This window comes from Pseudomonas sp. Pc102 (assembly GCF_018408275.1).
In the GTDB taxonomy this organism is placed as follows: domain Bacteria; phylum Pseudomonadota; class Gammaproteobacteria; order Pseudomonadales; family Pseudomonadaceae; genus Metapseudomonas; species Metapseudomonas tohonis.
The window spans coordinates 2,539,511-2,557,270 of record NZ_AP021905.1; the positions used below are offsets into that span (position 1 = coordinate 2,539,511).

The 17,760-nt window shown below is 64.9% G+C and carries 17 protein-coding genes; 14 read left to right on the forward strand and 3 right to left on the reverse strand.

What is annotated here, in order from left to right; all coding sequences use genetic code 11:
- Positions 1-31 precede the first annotated feature (31 nt).
- The 4 genes from PHLH3_RS11880 to PHLH3_RS11895 all read left to right on the forward strand — a co-directional run bounded on the left by PHLH3_RS11880 (position 32) and on the right by PHLH3_RS11895 (position 2,531).
- Complete coding sequence (locus PHLH3_RS11880) at positions 32-667, forward strand: hypothetical protein (protein WP_213629380.1); 636 nt, start codon at positions 32-34, stop codon at positions 665-667.
- 89 nt (positions 668-756) lie between these two features.
- Positions 757-1,302 (forward strand): hypothetical protein, encoded by a 546-nt coding sequence (locus tag PHLH3_RS11885; protein ID WP_213629382.1) that lies wholly within the window; start codon positions 757-759, stop codon positions 1,300-1,302.
- A gap of 59 nt (positions 1,303-1,361) precedes the next feature.
- A complete protein-coding gene (locus tag PHLH3_RS11890; RefSeq protein ID WP_213629384.1) occupies positions 1,362-1,796 on the forward strand; it encodes a hypothetical protein in 435 nt (144 codons plus the stop codon).
- A 345-nt stretch (positions 1,797-2,141) separates the two neighbouring features.
- Complete coding sequence (locus PHLH3_RS11895) at positions 2,142-2,531, forward strand: hypothetical protein (RefSeq protein WP_213629387.1); 390 nt, start codon at positions 2,142-2,144, stop codon at positions 2,529-2,531.
- A 36-nt stretch (positions 2,532-2,567) separates the two neighbouring features.
- On the opposite strand, the gene PHLH3_RS11900 is transcribed toward PHLH3_RS11895, so the two are convergent.
- Positions 2,568-4,061, reverse strand: a complete 1,494-nt coding sequence (locus PHLH3_RS11900; RefSeq protein ID WP_213629388.1) for an aldehyde dehydrogenase family protein — start codon at positions 4,059-4,061, stop codon at positions 2,568-2,570.
- A gap of 406 nt (positions 4,062-4,467) precedes the next feature.
- Between PHLH3_RS11900 and peaA the strand changes: the two genes are divergently transcribed.
- The 6 genes from peaA to PHLH3_RS11930 all read left to right on the forward strand — a co-directional run bounded on the left by peaA (position 4,468) and on the right by PHLH3_RS11930 (position 12,249).
- Entirely contained in the window at positions 4,468-6,033 is a 1,566-nt protein-coding gene (gene peaA, locus PHLH3_RS11905; RefSeq protein ID WP_213629390.1) for a quinohemoprotein amine dehydrogenase subunit alpha, read from the forward strand.
- A gap of 49 nt (positions 6,034-6,082) precedes the next feature.
- The gene (gene peaB / locus PHLH3_RS11910; protein ID WP_213629392.1) at positions 6,083-7,513 is read left to right on the forward strand and encodes a quinohemoprotein amine dehydrogenase maturation protein; all 1,431 of its coding nucleotides are present in this window, start codon (positions 6,083-6,085) and stop codon (positions 7,511-7,513) included.
- 1 nt (position 7,514) lies between these two features.
- Positions 7,515-7,838, forward strand: coding sequence for a quinohemoprotein amine dehydrogenase subunit gamma (gene qhpC, locus PHLH3_RS11915; RefSeq protein ID WP_173180023.1), 324 nt, complete (start codon positions 7,515-7,517; stop codon positions 7,836-7,838).
- Positions 7,839-7,867: 29 nt separating this feature from the next.
- Positions 7,868-8,992: a quinohemoprotein amine dehydrogenase subunit beta gene (gene peaD, locus PHLH3_RS11920; RefSeq protein ID WP_213629394.1), complete on the forward strand. Its 1,125-nt coding sequence runs from the start codon at positions 7,868-7,870 to the stop codon at positions 8,990-8,992.
- A 178-nt stretch (positions 8,993-9,170) separates the two neighbouring features.
- A complete protein-coding gene (locus tag PHLH3_RS11925) occupies positions 9,171-10,841 on the forward strand; it encodes an AMP-binding protein (RefSeq protein ID WP_213629396.1) in 1,671 nt (556 codons plus the stop codon).
- A 238-nt stretch (positions 10,842-11,079) separates the two neighbouring features.
- Positions 11,080-12,249, forward strand: a complete 1,170-nt coding sequence (locus tag PHLH3_RS11930) for an integrase core domain-containing protein (RefSeq protein ID WP_213625044.1) — start codon at positions 11,080-11,082, stop codon at positions 12,247-12,249.
- Positions 12,250-12,936: 687 nt separating this feature from the next.
- Here PHLH3_RS11930 and PHLH3_RS11935 read toward each other — a convergent pair.
- A complete protein-coding gene (locus tag PHLH3_RS11935) occupies positions 12,937-13,698 on the reverse strand; it encodes a DUF695 domain-containing protein (protein WP_213629398.1) in 762 nt (253 codons plus the stop codon).
- A gap of 143 nt (positions 13,699-13,841) precedes the next feature.
- Between PHLH3_RS11935 and PHLH3_RS11940 the strand changes: the two genes are divergently transcribed.
- Together PHLH3_RS11940 and PHLH3_RS11945 are read left to right on the forward strand one after the other, a co-directional pair.
- A complete protein-coding gene (locus tag PHLH3_RS11940) occupies positions 13,842-14,927 on the forward strand; it encodes a DUF1615 domain-containing protein (RefSeq protein ID WP_173180395.1) in 1,086 nt (361 codons plus the stop codon).
- Between the two features lie 124 nt (positions 14,928-15,051).
- Positions 15,052-15,678: a ferritin-like domain-containing protein gene (locus PHLH3_RS11945; protein WP_213629400.1), complete on the forward strand. Its 627-nt coding sequence runs from the start codon at positions 15,052-15,054 to the stop codon at positions 15,676-15,678.
- A gap of 98 nt (positions 15,679-15,776) precedes the next feature.
- On the opposite strand, the gene PHLH3_RS11950 is transcribed toward PHLH3_RS11945, so the two are convergent.
- The gene (locus PHLH3_RS11950; protein ID WP_213629402.1) at positions 15,777-16,202 is read right to left on the reverse strand and encodes a VOC family protein; all 426 of its coding nucleotides are present in this window, start codon (positions 16,200-16,202) and stop codon (positions 15,777-15,779) included.
- A gap of 107 nt (positions 16,203-16,309) precedes the next feature.
- Here PHLH3_RS11950 and PHLH3_RS11955 point away from each other — a divergent pair, with 107 nt between their 5' ends.
- Together PHLH3_RS11955 and PHLH3_RS11960 are read left to right on the forward strand one after the other, a co-directional pair.
- On the forward strand, positions 16,310-17,170 hold the full coding sequence (locus PHLH3_RS11955; RefSeq protein WP_213629404.1) for a LysR family transcriptional regulator: 861 nt from the start codon (positions 16,310-16,312) through the stop codon (positions 17,168-17,170).
- A 170-nt stretch (positions 17,171-17,340) separates the two neighbouring features.
- Complete coding sequence (locus tag PHLH3_RS11960; RefSeq protein ID WP_111263190.1) at positions 17,341-17,703, forward strand: DUF3509 domain-containing protein; 363 nt, start codon at positions 17,341-17,343, stop codon at positions 17,701-17,703.
- Positions 17,704-17,760: the final 57 nt, after the last annotated feature.

Consider the following 17,760-nt stretch of genomic DNA (forward strand, 5'->3'; position numbering starts at 1 on the left):
GCTAGTCAATCAGCTTGAAAGCGGGAAATCCATGCTGGCGATGTGCTTCATGGGCTGCTCCGTGGCGCATTCGCTCACGTCTTTTCCGGGCGCTCAAATCGGCTACGGGTCGTTACAGGATGGCGGTAAAAGGCACGAGGCAGGAGTCGTGCCCGTTGCGTTCAAGGGGCGGGTTAGCAAAACATGGGTATTGCCAAGATGGCGCTACTCTCTGCAACACCGCTCCAACTACCAAGGGTTCCCAATCATGACGGCCGAAGAAGCCCAGGCTCTGTTTTGGCGATATGCAGACAGTGTCACCGCCCTATATGAAAATGATGCCGATGTGCCCGAGCTCGAGCCTGATCTCCTCAAGCTGCTGCAGCTGGTGAAGGAGCATGTTGAACATACTGTCCTGTTCAAGCAGTTATTCATTGAACTAGGGACGAGCACGACGCACTGCAGTTGGGTACTGCTGTATTGCATGCGGGATTTGAGGTGGGTTGAAGTCAAAGATGCAATCAATGGCTGGTTCCATGCTCAGGGCGGCAGGAATTCAGTACCAAGGCGGATGAACTATGTCAGCGACGTTAACTGGGTCTATCACGACTCTCCGTGGGGTAAGGCGGACTTCTTCCTCTACTACTGGGAGCGCGAGCATCCCGGCGAGCCTTGGCCTTGCGCTTGAGCATCGCAGCGAGCGACGAGCCAGTCGGTTGATGGCATGTGTTGTTGTCAATGAGCGCTGTTTCGCCTTTGTAGATGGACAGGTACCTGATGCTGTATTCAACGATTGGTCGTTATTCAGTTGGCCTTGCGACCCTGCCTGAGCAGGCTGACGCTGGGGTTCGCATGGGCACCGTGGTAACCGAAAAGATCGATTGCGATGGGGATGACAGCCAGTACCTAGCTTTAACGGTGAGGGAAGAGGGTGCGGAATCGCTATTGCTGGTAGAGGGGTATTACTCGCCAGGCCCTGCAAGCGGCTTTAACCCAGGTGTGCTTGTTGTGCCTGAAACCAGCGTTGTGTTTGTTGGGGCGGGCACGTCCATTCTGTGCTTTTCGCTGACGCCGATAACGCGGTTGGCGCGTGAGCGAGTTGAGGTTGGCTTTTGGCAATGGCAGCGCCATGGAGAGCTGGTAATTATGAGCGCTGAGCTGGAGTTCTCTGTCTGGAGCAGTCGTGGAAAGAAACTGTGGTCGCGTTTCGTTGAGCCGCCCTGGGGTTTCGTCGTGCAAGGCGACGAAGTCGTGCTGGACGTGATGGGCGATCGACAGACCTTTGGCCTGCTGAGCGGAGAACCACGTGGTGCGGCGCTTTGATCACTCTGCAACTCCGGGAAAGATCCACTCTTCAAGCCGTTCATTGACAGGGATTTCATATGCGAGCAGAGCTGCTGCAAGTCATGTTGGCCATCGCCGAGAGCCGCAGGCCTGCATCCGAGCTGGGGGCGTGGTTTGCTGAAAACTCTTCTGAAGTTGAGGCCGCCTTCGGTCGGGCTACCTATCTGCGGATCAGCCAGAGGGGGTTCAAGGGGCTAGGGCAGGCGCTGGAGCAACTGGAAATCGAATTCCATCGCTCCGATATTCATTGCCAGGCATGCGGGGAGCCCCAGTTCGTTGCTTTGCCGGGTAAAACCACGCGTGAGGAGATCATCGAGTTTGCCCGGCGCTGCAAGCTCAAGGGAGCCAGAGAGCTCGAGGAAAGCGGCTGGATACACCCAGGCCAGTACTGCCCGAATGGTTGCACATTGATGCTTTACAGTCTGAGTTCGGTACGCGAGAGCTTCCGTCGCTATTGGGATGCCCTCCATTGAAGGACGTTTTGCTTGAAGACCGTATTCGCGCCCTTGAGGAACGTCTGCCTAGTGGAATAGCGCCTGTCTCGCTTCCGTCTGTTTTCGCTTAGCTCAAAAGGAAATTCGATTGTCCAAAACGTTCGAGGTGTATCCACGAAGTTCCAAGGTCCCCTCATTCCAGGAGCTAGTGGAGCTGGGAACCAAACGCTTGCATCAACAACTGGCTGCTCGTGGGATTTCCTCGTGGCCACAACTGATTGCGACGTTACGGGCATCTGGAACTCACGAGCGACTTCCTTTGGATGCCCTGTCTCCAGTCACATGGGGGCTGCGGAATATCTTTGGCTCTCCGTCGACGGAGTCTTGGGTGGTACCGACGTTACCTGTGAGCAGATATCAGGCGACGATCTGGAGTACTGGGAGGACGTTCTTTCCGAGCATCCACCGGCCATTGCGCTCCGGGATGATGTGAGGCAGTGCCTTGCCAGTGGCGTCTACTGGAGTTTTCGACGATCGGCTGGGCAGCCTGCGATCATCAATTTCGCCTATGGGATCCTGGCGGCTGCACTTGCAGAGCTGACTGAGGGCTTCGTGTATTCGGATGATGCTGCCTGGGATTACGAGCGGTTTCCCGCAAAACCCGGAGAGTTTTATGAGTGGTACTTCGATCCGGAGCAGGCCATTGATCCGGATTTTGCGGAGTGGGCGCGTGACTGCATGGCGGCGATCGCCAACGACGCTATCCGAACTTGAGGCAGGCGCTCGTCGCAAGCTCCTGCCTCTTCCCCCTCACACCCTGATCAACACCGACTTCACCTCCGTGTAGTGCTCGATCGCCGCCGCGCCCATCTCGCGGCCGACCCCCGACATCTTGTAGCCCCCGAACGGCAGCGCCGGGTCGAGGGCGCTGTGGCAGTTGACCCAGACGGAGCCGGACTTGATGCGCGGGATCATGCGGTGCACGGCGGAAAGGTCGTTGGACCAGATGCTTGCGCCCAGGCCGTAGGGGTTGTCGTTGGCCAGGCGCACGGCTTCGTCGAGGTCGTCGAAGGGCATGGCGACCAGCACGGGGCCGAAGATTTCTTCCTGCACCAGGCGGTGCTTCTGGTCGACGTCGACGAGGACGGTGGGTTTGACGAAGTAGCCCGGGCCGAAGCCTTCGCCGCCGCAGGCGACGGTGGCGCCCAGTTCGCGGCCGAGGTCGATGTAGCCGGTGACGCGGTCCTGTTGCTTGGCGGAGATCAGCGGGCCCATCTGCACGCTGGGGTCGAGGCCGTTGCCGAGCTTCATGGCGTTGGCGATGCCGGCGATGTCGGCGACCACGTTGTCGAAGTGCTTGCGGTGCACGTAGAGGCGCGAGCCGGCGCAGCAGACCTGCCCCTGGTTGAAGAAGATGGCCGTGGCGGCGCCGGCGGCGGCCTCCTGCAGGTTGGCGTCGGGCAGGACGAGGGTGGGGGATTTGCCGCCCAGTTCCAGGGTCACGCGGGTCATGTTGTCCATCGCCGCCTTGCCGATCTGCTTGCCCACCTCGGTGGAGCCGGTGAAGGTCAGCTTGTCCACGCCCGGGTGGCGGGTGAGGGCGACGCCGGCGTTGAGGCCGGTGCCGGTCACCACATTGAACACCCCAGCCGGGTAGCCCGCCTCCAGCACCAGCTCGGCCAGCTTGAGGGCGGTGAGCGGGGTTTCGTCGGCGGGCTTGAGCACCAGGGTGCAGCCGGTGGCCAGTGCCGGGCCGAGCTTCCAGCAGGCCAGCAGCAGGGGGAAGTTCCAGGCGACGATGGCGCCCACCACGCCCACCGCCTCGCGCCGGATGAAGCCGTGGAAGCGGTCGTCGGGCATCAGCGGCAGCGACGGGTCGACCGTGGTGCCTTCGATCTTGGTGGCCCAGCCGGCCATGTAGCGCAGGAAGTCGATGCCCAGTTGCACGTCCATCACCTGGGCGACGGCGGCGCTCTTGCCGTTGTTCAGGCATTCCAGCTCGGCCAGTTGTTGGGCGTCGCGCTCCATCAGGTCGGCCAGGCGCCACAGCAGGTTCTGCCGTTCGCGCGGGCGCATGCGGCTCCAGGGCGAGTCGTCGAAGGCCTGGCGCGCGGCACGTACGGCGCGGTCGACATCCTCGGCGGCGGCGGAGGGCACGCTGCCCAGCACATCGCCCGTGGCGGGGTTGCGGAAGTCCAGGGTGGCGCCGCTGGCGGCGTCCTGCCAGCCATCGCCGATCAGCATCTTCAGCGGGCGGTCGAGGAAGTCTCGGGTCTGGGGCAGTACGGGCAGTTCGGAATGCATGGGTAGGGCCTCTGTCGATGGGCATTGCAACGGCTCGCGCAACGCCCGTGCCAAGGCCCCTGCATGCAGTCAAGTGATTGAATGGAAAGGGATTTATCGATAACGGCCCGCACCGCCGCCGTCCCCCACTGTTGCAGTTTGAGACGGGGTGAGACAGCCGCTGGACAGTGCCGCCGCCCGGCCCCCTCGGCCCGGTGGGTGCCGCTGTCTCAGCCTGTGACGAGCTGTCGCGAAATTAGACGCCCGGCCCCGTTACCGAAGGCCCCGGCGCACCCCCGTAAATGGCTTAAGTCGTTGTTCTGCAAGGCCCTGCCAGGCGATGGCACACATTGTGTATTTGCCGTTGCAGACGCACCGCTGGCGAGACGGGTGCGAACCATAAGAACAAAACCGTGGAGGTCCGACCTTGAAGACGATTCGACTCCGGTGGCGTGCGGGCAGCCTGTTGTTGGCTGCGGCAGCCTTGCTGTGCACCCAGGCCCAGGCGGCGGAGGAGGGCCCGGCGCTGCTCAAGAGCAAGTGCATGGGTTGCCACATTCCCGAGGGCGGCGACCGCTACAGCCGCATCAGCCACCAGCGCAAGACGCCCGAAGGCTGGCTGATGAGCATCGCGCGCATGCAGGTGATGCACGGCCTCTCCATCAGCGACGACGACCGCCGCATCCTGGTCAAGTACCTGGCCGACCAGCAAGGCCTGGCCCCCAGCGAGACCGAGGGCGTGCGCTACGCCATGGAGCGTCGCCTCAACACGGTGGAGCAGTTCGACGAGCAGCTGACCCAGATGTGCGGTCGCTGCCACTCCGGCGCACGGGTGGCCCTGCAGCGCCGCCCGGCCAGGGAGTGGGAGCACCTGGTCAACTTCCACCTCGGCCAGTGGCCGTCGCTGGAGTACCAGGCCCAGTCCCGCGACCGCGACTGGCTGGATATCGCCCTCAAGCAGATGGTGCCGGAGCTGGCCAAGCGCTTCCCGCTGGAGGACCAGGCCTGGGCCGACTGGCAGAAGGCGCGGCCCAAGGCGGATGCGCTGCCGGGGCAGTGGAGTTTCAGCGGCCACATGCTCGCCAAGGGCGATGTGCGCGGCGTGATGACGGTGACGGCCGATGCCGGCGACAGCTTCACGCTGCAGGTGAACGGCACCTACGCCGATGGCACGCCCTTCACGGGCAGCGGCTCGGCCATCCTCTACAACGGCTATGAATGGCGCGGCAACGTGAAGGTCGGCGATACCGCCATGCGCCAGGTCTTCGCGGCGCTGGATGGTGAGATGAAGGGGCGCATGTTCGAGGCCGAGCACGACGAGCGCGGCCTCGACTTCAGCGCCGCCAAGGTGGGCGGCGCCAAGCTGCTGGCCGTGCAGCCGGCCTCTATCAAGGCCGGTAGCGAAGCGGAGCTGACCCTGGTGGGCAGCGGCCTCAAGGGCACTCCGCAACTGGGGGCCGGCCTGCAGGTGGTCAAGGTGCTGGAGGCGACGCCGGAGCAGGTGCGCGTGCGGGTCAAGGCCGCCGCCGATGCTGCGCCGGGTGTGCGTGACGTGGCGCTGGGCGAGCTCAAGGGCGTGTCCCTGGCGGTCTACAGCAAGGTCACCGAGGTGAAGGTGGTGCCCGCGTTCTCCATCGCCCGGGTGGGCGAGAACGGCGGCTCCACGCCCAAGGTGCAGGGCCGTTTCGAGGCCGAGGCCTGGGGCCGGGATGCAGCCGGCCAGCCGTACCGCATCGGCTACCTGCCGGCCAGCTGGTCGGTCGCGCCCTTCGACGCACGCGCCGAGGAGGACCAGGACGTGAAATTCGCCGGGCAGATGCAGAAGGACGGCGTGTTCATCCCCGGTGCCGCCGGCCCCAACCCCGAGCGGCGGATGATGACCAACAACGCCGGCAACCTGAAGGTGATCGCCGAGCTGGAGGAGGGCGGCCAGAAGGGCGAAGGCCACCTGATCGTCACCGTGCAGCGCTGGAACAACCCGCCGCTGCCATGAACCGGCCGCGAACCGCATCGACGATTGGGCAAATTCCCCGGAGGTCGCCATGGGCGCAATCTTGAATCTGGTCGAGCGCAACCTGCATGAAGTGCAGGTGGACGCGGACCGCATGCTGTTCCACATCCCCAGCAGTTCGTTGTTCGCCACGGACGCCGTCACCGGCGGCATCATCGACACGCTGCGCCAGCAGGGCTGCTCGCCCGAAGACCTGGTGCAGCGCCTGGCCGGGCGCTTCCCCGGCCAGGAGGTGAGCGAGACCCTGCGCGAGCTGATCGCGCTGGAACTGGTGAGCGACGGCTCGCCGCTGACGCCGGAAATCGGCATCAAGCGGGTCGAGCGCACCGCGCTGAACACCGTGGTGCTGAACGTCAACACCGGCTGCAACCTCAGCTGCACCTACTGCTACAAGGAAGACCTCGACAGGCCCTCGGCCGGTCGCAAGATGGCCGTCGAGACCGCCGAAGCCTCGGTGGAGATGCTGCTGCGCGAGTCCCCCGACGAGCCCCGCTACAGCGTGGTGTTCTTCGGTGGCGAACCGCTCTCCAACCGCGCGCTGATCGAGCACATGGTGGGCTACTGCGAGCGGCGTTTCGCACAGGCTGGCAAGCCGGTGGAATTCATCATGACCACCAACGCCACGCTGCTCACCGAGGAGATCGTCGACTGGCTCGACGCCCATCGCTTCGGCCTCTCCATCAGCATCGACGGGCCGAAGACGGTGCACGACCGCAACCGCATCACCGTGGGTGGGCAGGGCACCTACGACGTGGTGCGGCGCAAGGCCGACATGCTGCTGTCGCGCTACCGCAGCCGCCCGGTGGGCGCACGGGTGACCCTGACCCGGGGCATCACCGATGTCGAAACCATCTGGAACCACCTGTTCAACGAGATGGGCTTCGCCGAGGTCGGTTTCGCCCCGGTCACCTCGGGCGATCTCAGCGACTACAACCTCACGGGCGAGGAACTGGTGCAGGTCTTCGCCACCATGAAGGCCCTCGGCCGGCGCTACCTGGAGGCGGCGCTGGAGCACCGCAACATCGGCTTCTCCAACCTGCACCAGCTGATCACCGATATCCACGAGGGGCAGAAGAAGGCGCTGCCCTGCGGCGCCGGCTTGAAGATGCTGGCCGTGGATCACGCTGGCGGGCTCAACCTCTGCCACCGCTTCACCGGCTCCAGCCTGCCCACCTTCGGCGACGTGCACAGCGGAGTGAAACAGGCCGAGCTCAACGACTTCCTCTCCCAGCGCCTGGACCGCCAGGGCACCGGCTGCGACACCTGCCGCATCCGCAACCTCTGCTCCGGCGGCTGCTACCACGAGAGCTACGCCCGCTACGGCGACCCCACCCACCCGACCTACCACTACTGCGACCTGATGCGTGACTGGGTGGACTTCGGCATCGAGGTCTACAGCCGGATCATGGCCGCCAACCCGGCCTTCATCAGCCGCTACATCACCCCGCGGAAGGCGCACTGACATGAAGCATCTCAAGCCGCTGAACAACAAAGCCCAGTTGCTGGACCAGGCCGTGGCCGAGGACCGTATCGAAGACGTGGTGGCCATGAGCGCCGTGGCCGGCTGCACCTCCACCACCGACCCGGGCTGGGAAGTGGACGCCTTCGGGGGCGTCTCCTCGCTCTGCCAGCCCATGGAGGCGGACCTCTACGGCTGCTCCGACCCCTGCTGGTGGCCGGCCCAGGTGCCGGACATGATGAGCACCTACCAGGACTGGAACGCCAACGCTGCGGATTCCTCGCAGGACTGGCGCAACCTCGGCACCGTCTTCCCCAAAGACAAGTGACCGGCGAGAAGAACAGAAGAGGAATCCGCATGAAACTCAACGTCATCGCCCACTTGGCGACCGCCGTCGCCAGCCTCGCCCTGGGCACCGGCGCCTGGGCCGCCGACAGCGCCGGCCCGGCCCTCAAGCCCGGCAGCGAATACCTGATCGCCACCAACTACCCGAACAACATCCATGTGGTCGACCTGGCCAGCGACAGCCTCTACAAGACCTGCCGCCTGCCCGACGCCTTCGGCCCCGGCACCGCGATGATGGCGCCGGACAACAAGACCGCCTACCTGCTCAACAACCACTTCGGCGACCTCTACGGCGTCGACCTGGACGACTGCAAGACCGTGTTCCACGCCAGGCTCTCGCGCAACCCGGGGGAGAAGGTGCGCTCGATGTTCTCCTTCGCCTTGAGCCCGGACGGCAAGGAGCTGTACACCACGGTCAACCCGACCCAGATGATGAGCGACCACTACGTGGTCAAGCCGCCGCGCCTGGAGGTGTTCCGCACCGCCGACGGCCTCGACGCCAAGCCCGTGCGCAGCTTCCCCATGCCGCGCCAGGTGTACCTGATGCGCGCCGCCGACGACGGCAGCCTGTTCGTGGCGGGGCCGGACATCTACAAGATGGATGTGCACACCGGCCGGTACGAGGTGGCGGTGCCCGGGCGCAACTGGCAGCGCCCCGACTACAGCGCGCCGGACGTGCTGTATTTCTGGCCGCACCAGAGCGCGCTGCACGACTTCTCCATGCTCTACACCACCGCGAAGTTCAAGGACGCGAAGCAGGACCTGGCCACCGCCGACTTCATCTACGGCTTCGTCAGCATCGACCTGAAGACCGGCAAGAGCACGGTGCAGGACTTCGCCCCGCTCACCGAGCTGTACTTCACCGGCATGCGCTCGCCCAAGGACCCGAACCTGATGTTCGGCGTGCTCAACCGCCTGGCCAAGTACGACATCAGGCAGCAGAAGCTGATCAAGGCCGCCAACCTCGAACACACCTACTACTGCGTGGCCTTCAACAAGGCCGGCAGCAAGCTGTACCTCGCCGGCACCTTCAACGACATCGCGGTGTTCGACCCGGACAGCCTGGAGAAGGTGAAGAACATCAAGCTGCCCGGCGGGGACATGGCGATCACCACGACGCAGGTGTTCGTGCGCTGAGGCAATGGGCAGGGCGTTGCGGCCGACATGGCGCAACGCCTCTACGACCAACGGAGACCCCTCCAGGCCTGGCTTAACGTTTACGTAAAGGTTAAATAGGACCGGCTCACCCGCGTTGCCTGCCTGGCAGCGGCAGTCGGTTCAGCGTCGATCCCAACAAGCACAAGAAGGGACCACCATGAATCACCCCAGCTACACCCGTGGGCGCCAGGACAAGCCATTGCTGGCCATGACCCTGGGCGCCGCCTTCGACGCCACCGTGGCGCGCTTCCCCGAACGCGAAGCGCTGGTGGTGCGCCACCAGGGCCTGCGCCTGAGCTGGGCGCAACTGGCGGCGGAAGTGGAGCGCCATGCCCGCGCGCTCATGGCCATCGGCCTGGAGGCGGGCGACCGCCTCGGCATCTGGGCGCCCAACTGCGCCGAATGGACCATCACCCAGTTCGCCAGCGCCAAGGTCGGCGCCATCCTGGTCAACATCAACCCGGCCTACCGCAGCAGCGAGCTGGAATACGCCCTCAAGCAATCCGGCTGCCGCTGGGTGATCTGCGCCGACGCCTTCAAGACCTCCGACTACCACGCCATGCTGCTGGAACTGGCCCCGGCCCTGGCCGACGGCGAGCCGGGCACGCTCGCCAGCGAGAAGCTGCCGGAGCTGCGTGGCGTGGTCAGCCTGGCTGCCGAGCCACCGGCCGGCTTCCTTCCCTGGGCCGCCCTGCAGGCGCGGGCCGGGGAGGTGAGCGCCGCAGCGCTGGCCGAGCGCGAGGGCCAGTTGCAGTTCGACGACCCGATCAACATCCAGTACACCTCCGGCACCACCGGCTTCCCCAAGGGCGCCACCCTCAGCCACTACAACATCCTCAACAACGGCTACATGGTCGGCGAGAGCCTGGGCCTCACCGAGCACGACCGCCTGGTGATCCCGGTGCCGCTCTACCACTGCTTCGGCATGGTCATGGGCAACCTCGGCTGCCTGACCCACGGCAGCACCATGATCTATCCGGGCGATGCCTTCGACCCCCTGGCCACCCTGGCCGCCGTGGCGGAGGAGAAGGCCACCGCGCTGTACGGCGTGCCCACCATGTTCATCGCCGAGCTGGACCACCCTCGGCGCCGCGACTTCGATCTCTCCAGCCTGCGCACCGGGATCATGGCCGGCGCCACCTGCCCGATCGAAGTGATGCGCCGGGTGATCGACGAGATGCACATGGCCGAGGTGCAGATCGCCTACGGCATGACCGAGACCAGCCCGGTGTCCCTGCAGACCGGCCCCGATGACGGCCTGGAACTGCGCGTCACCACCGTCGGCCGTACCCAGCCGCAGCTGGAAAGCAAGATCGTCGACGCCGACGGCCGCATCGTCCCGCGTGGGCAGATCGGCGAGCTGTGCACCCGTGGCTACAGCGTCATGCTCGGCTACTGGAACAACCCGCTGGCGACGACGGACGCCATCGACCCCGGCCGCTGGATGCACACCGGCGACCTGGCGGCCATGGACGAGGAGGGCTACGTACGTATCGTCGGTCGCAGCAAGGACATGATCATCCGCGGTGGCGAGAACATCTATCCGCGCGAGCTGGAGGAATTCTTCTTCACCCACCCGGCGGTGGCCGACGTGCAGGTGATCGGCATCCCCTGCAACCGCTACGGCGAGGAGTTGGTGGCCTGGGTCCAGCTGCACCCCGGCCACACGGCCACGGCGGAAGAGCTGCGCGACTGGGCCCGCTCACGCATCGCCCACTTCAAGGTGCCGCGGCACTTCCGCTTCGTCAGCGAATTCCCCATGACCGTGACCGGCAAGATCCAGAAATTCCGCATGCGCGAAATCAGCATCGAGGAGATCGGCCCGTAGGGGCGAATTCATTGGCGCTGTCTGCGTTAGGTGTTGCTAGGGGATTTGGGACCCGGTTGATTGCCGAGTCTTGCTGATGGTTTCTGTTTCGCCTTGCCGGGCGAGTCTCTTTTTTCAGTCGCCAAAAAAGAAACCAAAAAGGCTTGCCCGGTATGACTCACCCACATAGGTGACAAATCGGTTCAACCACATGGGTAACAGTTTTTAACCTGGCGGGGTTCCCTCAGGAGGGTGCCCCATGCCTTGGCGAGAGCTGAAACCTATGGACGAAAAAGTACTGTTCATTGCTGATTACCTCAGGCAGGTGAGCAGCTTTACTGGGCTTTGCGAGCACTTCGGCATTAGCCGCAAGACGGGTTACAAGTGGGTCGAGCGCTACAGACAAGCCGGGATGCAAGGGCTTGCCGAGCAGAGCCGGCAACGGCACCACCAGGAGCGAATTCCCTACGTCATCCGTCAGTACATCCTCGACTTACGTCGCCGCTCGACAGTTGAGCTAGGGCCCAAGAAGATCCAAGCACTGGTCGAAAGGCGATACCCGGGCCAGAGCCCCTCCAGAACCACGATCTACATGATCCTCAAGCAAGAGGGGCTCGTTACTCCACGCCGAGTCCGCCGCCGGGTACCGAGCTATCCAAAACCGCTGAAGACGACCCATGAGCCCAATGAGCTCTGGAGCGCGGATTACAAAGGCCAGTTTCTGACCCAGGACGGTAAGTGGTGCTACCCCCTGACGGTTATGGATCACGCCAGCCGATACCTCCTTGCCTGTGAAGGAATGGCAGGGACACGACTGGAGGAGACCAAGGCAGTCTTTGAGCGGCTGTTTCGTTGTCATGGGCTGCCGCTGCGACTGCGGACCGACAACGGAACACCGTTTGCCAGTACGGGCAGAACTGGTTTGACTCAGCTGTCGATCTGGTGGTTACGTCTGGGCATCATTCCGGAGCGCATTGCCCCAGGGCGGCCTGAGCAAAATGGGCGGCATGAGCGCATGCACCGGACCTTGAAACGAGCAGTCACCCAGCCTGTGGCGGCGCACATGGCAGAGCAACAACAGCGCTTCGATGAGTTCATTCAGGACTACAACCAGCAGAGACCTCATGAGGCCCTGAAGCAGCAGACACCCAGCCAGTGCTATCAGGAGTCGCCACGTGCTTATCCAGAACAGTTGCCGGAGCTGACGTATCCGGGCCATGTCGAAGTCTATCGGGCAGATTGCAACGGCATCCTCAATCGAAGGGGATTACGTATCTACGTAGGGCACCTCCTCAAGCACGAACAGATTGGATTGGAGCAGATTGGTGAAGAACTCTGGGCTGTGCATTTCGGCCCAGTTGTAATTGGCCGTCTGGATGAGCGAGAACAGCAGGAGGGTTATCTATCCTTGAAAGTGTCACCCATGTGACTGAACTCATTTGTTACCCATGTGGTTGATCCATACATGCCCCTGCATACGGGTCTGGCTCCGCCAGACTTCCCTCGCTCCATCATCGTTTCAGGGGCCCGGCGTAACGGGCCATCCCTGGCCCGGTACGCCTTTCGCGACATCCATGTCGCTCAACCCCTGAAACGACGATTGCGCTCGGCCTCCTGAAGGGGCGTTTGGCCGCTGCTCCAACGTCGAGGCTCACGACTTCACATTGATGTGCGCATCACCACCGGGTGGATGCCGTGGCTGGCGGCTTTCGTAGGATGGTGTAGAGCGAAGCGAAACCCATGCGGTGGGTGTGCCAGGAATCCAGAGTCGTCCTGTTGAATCCACACAGCTAACGCAGTCAGAGCCAATTCATTCGCCTACCGTCTATCGCCAACCCGTGGGAGCGAATTCATTCGCGAAAGGGCCGCGCAGCGGCCCCATTGCCGGCTCGGTTGGCGGCTCTCGTAGGATGGCGTAGAGCGAAGCGAAACCCATGCGGTGGGCGCACCAGGCATCCGGAAAGGCCCTGAAGGCACCGTTGCGAATTGCAGGTCCTGGGCCACGACGTGGCCTTTCGCGAATGAATTCGCTCCTACAGATAGGGATGGATCTAACCGGCTCTGCGCTGGCGGACCATTCGTTGGGGCCGGGGAGCCGACGGCCCCCCGAATCCCCTCAATGCAGCGTCGTCGGCTCGTCCGTCACCAGCACCGTCTCCCAGCCGTCGTAATCGCCGTCGAAGGCCAGCGCCAGGGCCAGCATCGCCAGGGTCAGCTCGTCGATGTGCCCGGGCTGGGGGATGTCCTCGCGCCACAGCTGAACCTTGTAGGCGTCCTCATCCTCGGTCCAACCACAGTTGCGCACGGCGAATTCGAGGGTGGCCGCCTCGGCGATCAGCGCCTGGCCACGGGCCTCGTCGGGCAGGTAGAACCAGTGGTCGATCTCGCGCGGGGTCTCCAGCGTGTCGCCATTGCTTTCCAGCACCGCGCACAGGCGGCGGTTGCTGATGCGTTGCTGGTCCTCGGCGGGCGGGAAGAGGAAGTCGAAGTAGGTCGACCATTCCCGGTCTTCCCGGGTGCCGGCTTCGTACTCGTACTCGGGGAAACCCTCCAGCACGGCGGCCACCCGGCCCTCCCAGAGCGACGGGTCGCCCACGAAGTAGAAGAAATCGCGCAGGCCGTTGCCGGTGTAGCGGCCCAGGTAGGCGCAGCCTTCGTTGACCAGGCGTGCCGTCAACTGGTCCTCGATCTCGATCAGCCGGTCGAATTCATCCTGGCTGGAGAGGCCGTCGTCACGCGGCGTGCGCATGTGCAGGCGCACGTAGGCCATGAACGGCAGGTGCTCCAGGGGCGCCTCGCGCACCGCGCCGAGGTCGACGTAGAGGGAGGCGGGGCGGTCGTCGACCTGTGCGAAATAGAAATCCCAGTCGTCAGTCATGCAGCAGCTCCTTGCGTGGATGGAGCGACTCTACAGAGGCGCGCGCGTTCGCGCACGGATTGCCGGCATGTCGGTTGAACAGCTCCACGGCACGCCTGTCGAAGCTGGGCCATGCCGTTTCGTTTGCCGCCGTCGGAGCCACCATGAATCTCGCCCCCGCCAGTCTCGTCCTCGTCGCCGCCGCGCTGCTGGCCGGCTGCGGCAGCCAGCGCAGCCAGGAGGGCCCGCAGCTCACCCCGGCCGAGGTGCGCGCCCAGGTGGCGCGGCTGATTCCCAGCAGCGTGGTGGACCGCCAGGGCTGGGCCACGGACATCCAGGTGGCCTTCACCGCCCAGGAGCTGGCCACGGTGAAGAGCAACTTCTGCGCGGTGCTGGCGGTGACCGAGCAGGAGTCGACCTACCAGGCCGACCCGGCGGTGCCGGGCCTGGCGAAGATCGCCCGCCAGGAGATCGACCGCCGTGCCGCGCGCCTGCACCTGCCGGGCTTCCTGGTGGATTCGGCGCTGGACATCCGCTCGCCCACCGGCAAGACCTACGCCGAGCGCCTCGCAGCCGTGCGCACCGAGCGCCAGCTGAGCGTGATCTTCGATGACTTCATCGGCATGGTGCCCCTCGGCCGCCAGCTGTTCGGCACCTTCAACCCGGTGCACACCGGCGGCCCCATGCAGGTCAGCATCGCCTTCGCCCAGGAGCACGCCGAGCACTACCCCTACCCGACCACCGGCAGCGTGCGCGACGAGGTGTTCACCCGTCGTGGCGGCCTGTACTTCGGCATCGCCCACCTGCTCGGCTACGAGGCGGACTACCCCGAGCCGCTGTACCGCTTCGCCGACTTCAACGCCGGCTGGTACGCCAGCCGCAACGCCGCTTTCCAGCAGGCGGTGAGCCTGGCCAGCGGCATGCCCCTGGCGCTGGATGGCGACCTGATCATCCACGGCAGCCGCGATGCCGGCTCCACCGAGAAGGCGGTGCGCACCCTGGGGCGGCGCCTGGACATGGGCGATGGCGCCATCCGCCGCGCCCTGGAGCAGGGCGACGGGCCGGATTTCGCCGAAACGGAGCTGTACGAGAAGGTCTTCGCCCTGGCCGAGAAGGGGGCCGGGCGCAAGCTGCCCCGCGCGGTGCTGCCGGGCATCACCCTGCAGAGTCCGAAGATCACCCGCAAGCTGACCACGGCGTGGTTCGCCAAGCGTGTCGACGAGCGCTACCAGCGCTGCATGGCACGTTGAATGGCAATGCCGGCCCGTCGTCAGCTCGGCTGAAAACTTCTTGAACCTCCCACCGGACGGATTTTCCCATGACCAAGGCGGGTGCTCAGGCACGCACCCGCCGGGTCACGAGAGGAGAATAACAATGCCCAGTGTCACCTCAGCACGCCCCGACCGCAGTGAGCTCGCCAACGTCGGCGTCATCGGCCAGGCCCCGTCCACGGCCGATGATCCCGGCGAAGACTGGCGCAGCCGTGGCGAACACGCCTTCGCCGCCATGGCGCGCAGCGATTCGAGCCTGTTCATCGCCAAGCTGGAAGAGGCCGTGCTTGCGGAAAGCATCTGCGTACAGCTCTACGATTCGCTGCTGGACCGTGCCATGCACCACCACGGCAACCGCGCCGAGCTGGTGGCGACCTTCCGGCAGATCCGCGATGAAGAGCTGGCCCACGTCTGGACCCTGATCGAGGCCCTGGAAACCGTTGGCGTGCGGGCCCGCACCGCGCTGGCCGAGCACCCCCGCACCTGGGGCATCGCCGCCCAGCGCGTGGCCCAGGTGCTGGCGCAACCGGACAGCACCGTGCCGCAATGCCTGCACGCCATGCTCATCTACGAGCTGGGCGAGCAGGCCGCCTGGGAAACCCTGGTGACCCTGGTCGGCGCCATGGGTGACGACTCCTGGCTGCGTCGTTTCCAGGCCGTCCTGCAGGACGAGCAGCGCCACGCCAACACCATCAAGGCGCTGCTGTCCCGCGAGCTGCCCGAGGCTTAGCAACCCCAGCAGGGCCCGGCGCCGACCGCAGCGGGCCAGGTCATCCCGTCATCCCCGCGAACGCGGGGACCCACTGAACAGCAGCCCGGTGCTCCCCATCACTTGGCGAACAGCTGCCCCATGTCCTTGAACGCCTTGAACTCCAGGGCGTTGCCGCACGGGTCGAAGAGGAACAGGGTCGCCTGTTCGCCCACCTGGCCCTTGAAGCGCACGTAGGGTTCGATCACGAACCGCGTGCCCAGCCCGCGCAGGCGCTCGGCGAGGGCTTCCCATTCCGCCCAGGGCAACACCACGCCGAAATGCGGTACCGGCACATCGTGGCCGTCCACCGCATTGGTGTGGGCGGCCTCCTGGCTGGAGGTCTTCGGGTGCTCGTGGATCACCAGTTGGTGGCCGAAGAAATCGAAGTCCACCCAGTGTTCGCTGGAGCGACCCTCGGCGAGGCCGAACACCTCGCCGTAGAAGTGCCGCGCGGCGGCCAGGTCATGGACGGGGATGGCCAGGTGGAAGGGGGAAAGACTCATGGGGTGCTGCCTCGTGGGGGTGTGCGCTCCATTCTAGAGATGGGATTGTCGATGGAAAGTCGGGATAATTTGTGCCGAGCACGAATAATTTCGATCAGAGGCCGACCATGCTGCGCGAACTCCGCACCTTCATCGCCGTCGCCCGCCACGGCACCTTCGCCGCCGCCGGGATGCACATCGGGTTGACCCAGTCGGCGGTCAGCGCGCAGATCCGCAACCTGGAGCAAGCCCTTGGCGTGCGCCTGTTCGATCGCACCGGGCGCCAGGCCATCCTCAATGCCGCCGGGCACCGCGCGCTGCCCATGGCGCGGGAGATGCTGGAGATCTTCGCGCGCATGGCCACCCCGGAGGCGGCCGAGCAGTTCAGCGGCGAGCTGCGCATAGGTGCCATCGCCACGGTGCAGACCGGCCTGCTGGCCGCCGCGCTGCTGCGCCTGCGCGAGGCCGCGCCCAAGGTCGAGCCCAAGCTGATCCCCGGTGTCTCGTTGAACCTGCTGAGCCAGGTGGACGCGGGTGAACTGGACCTGGCGATCCTCATCGAGCCGCCGTTCGACCTGCCCAAGGAGCTGCACGCCGAAGTCCTGCGCGAGGAGGATTTCGTGCTCATCGTGCCCCGCGAGCTGGAGGGCGACGACCCGCTGCGCATCCTCGCCAGCCAGCCGCTGGTGCGCTACGACCGCACCTCCTTCGGCGGGCGCCAGGTCACCCGCTTCCTCCGTCGGCAGCGGCTGGAGGTCCAGGTGGCACTGGAGCTCGACGAGCTCGATGCCATCGTGCGCATGGTCGAAGCGGGGCTCGGGGTCTCGCTGATCCCCGAGGCGGGCCTGTGGCTGGAGCGTGAGGCCGCCATCCGCGTCATCCGCCTGGGCGAGCTGACCTTCCAGCGGCGCATCATCCTGCTGACCCGTCATGGCCAGCGCAGCCAGCCCATCCTGCAGCTCTTCGCCCGCTGCCTGCAGGGCGCCTGAGCCCTTGCAGAATACGGCCTCAACAATGGGCCGGCCTTGCATCCTGCAAATGACAGCTTGATATCAGCTTTACGCAACCGTTTGATTAATAAGGATTTAACGGTCGGCCCGAGGCTGGCACGGCGGATGCACTTCCTGTTACGGCAATGAACCGGACAGGAGTGATTGCAATGCAGATCGCCATCAAAGAATTCTTCGACGCCTTCCCTGGCTACACCGTCTCCATCACGCCCCGTCCCGACGGCAAGCTGCTGCTGACCCTCGACAAGGACGACCACCCGACCCTGCGCAAGGCCATCGACAGTGATGCGGTGTTCTGCCAGAAGCGGGTGCGCGGGCTGATCCGCGAGCTGATCCGCGACATCAAGCTCGCTGCGGGCGAGGTGAGCTGGAAGGGCGAGGGCAACCAGTGGGTCCGTGGCGAGCTGCCGACCTTCACCGGCGGCCCGATCCAGGTCACCGCCGCCAAGACGCTGTTCGCCCGCCGCGCCCTGCGCCATGGCTCGGTCGGCCGCCAGGCCGTGGCGGGTTGAGTCGTCTCGTTGCACGCCTCGCCCCGGGGTGATGGGGCTGATCGCGCGCACCCCGCG